This is a genomic window from Streptomyces sp. NPDC013317 (genome assembly GCF_055563155.1).
Window position 1 is genome coordinate 1 of sequence record NZ_JBVHDX010000038.1, and the last position, 1,456, is coordinate 1,456.

Genomic DNA, 1,456 nt, shown 5'->3' on the forward strand with positions numbered 1-1,456 from the left:
GCCTTAGAACCAGTGGTGTGGTCCCAAGGGGATTTGGGCAGTTTGGTCGTGGTCCGGGGGAACCGGGTGTGGCTGATGACGAAAGTGCCGACCATGGCTCGCGGGGCATGGCCGCCCGGTTCCCTTGGATGCTCTGACTGCTGATTGAGAGTTGCGGCCCATCGCTGACTAAGGCTTCGCCAGCGGGGTGTCCCTCGGACCACAGACGTACAGGTCACAAGGGGTAGGGGTGCAGGTTGGGCACGCAGCATCAGCGGATCTGGGTCGGCATCGACGTCGGCAAGGGACACCACTGGGCGGTGGCTGTCGACGCCGACGGCGAGACGGTGTTCTCAACGAAGGTGATCAACGACGAGTCGCAGATCCTCCAGCTCATCGCGACCGCGCGTGAATGCGCCGATGAGGTTCGTTGGGCGGTAGATATCTCCAGCCGGCCAGCCGCCCTACTGCTTGCGCTGCTGCTCACGGACGGCCAGCCGGTGGTCTACATCCCAGGCAAGACGGTCAACCGCATGTCGGGGGCCTACCGCGGCGAGGGCAAGACGGACGCGAAGGATGCCCGGATCATCGCTGACCTTGCCCGGATGCGGCGGGACTTCCGGCCGGTCGAGCCCTCGGTGGAACTTCAGAGCGGGCTCCAGCTGCTGGTCAGCTACCGTGCCGATCTGGTCCATGAAAGAGTCCGTCTGATCAACCGGCTCCGCGAGGTCCTGGTCGGCATCAGCCCAGCGCTGGAGCGGGCCTTCGACTACCGCAAGCGGCCGGGACTCATCCTCCTGACCGCTTACCAGACGCCGGCAGCGATCCGCCGGATCGGCGTGAAACGTCTGGCAGCCTGGTTCGCCCGCCGAGCGGTCCGCAACTCGCAGAGCTTCGCTGAGTGCGCCGTGGAGGCCGCCAGTGCCCAGCGCACGGTACTGCCAGGCGAGGACCTGGCGGCCCAGCTCGTCCGGGACCTTACCCACCGCATCCTCGAACTCGATGACCGGATCAAGGACAACGAGAAGACGGTTGCGGCGCTGTTCCGGACCGACGAGCGAGCCGTGATCATCGAGTCCCTGCCCGGCATGGGCCCGGTCCTTGGAGCCGAACTCCTCGCCATCGTGGGCGACATGTCCACACACAAGGACGCCGGCCACCTTGCCGCCCATGCCGGGCTCGCGCCGGTGCCCCGGGATTCCGGCCGCAAGACCGGCAACATGCACAGACCCAAGCACTACAGCCGCCGTCTGCGACACGTCTTCTACATGTCGTCGCTCGTCGCGATGAGACTGCCCGGCCCCTCGCAGGACTACTACCGAAAGAAGCGAGCCGAAGGGCTGATCCACACCCAGGCCGTCATGTCGCTGGCCCGCCGCCGAGTCGATGTTCTGTGGGCCATGCTGCGCGACAAACGCACCTTCACCCACTCCACGCCGATGCCCCTACCGCTTGACACCGGTTATTGAGATGCCCC

The 1,456-nt window shown here is 66.0% G+C and carries 1 protein-coding gene; it reads left to right on the forward strand.

Annotated elements, in window-relative coordinates:
• The first annotated feature begins 236 nt into the window (after positions 1–236).
• Positions 237–1,448: an IS110 family RNA-guided transposase gene (locus ACZ3IJ_RS36195; protein WP_467475472.1), complete on the forward strand. Its 1,212-nt coding sequence runs from the start codon at positions 237–239 to the stop codon at positions 1,446–1,448.
• Positions 1,449–1,456 lie beyond the last annotated feature (8 nt).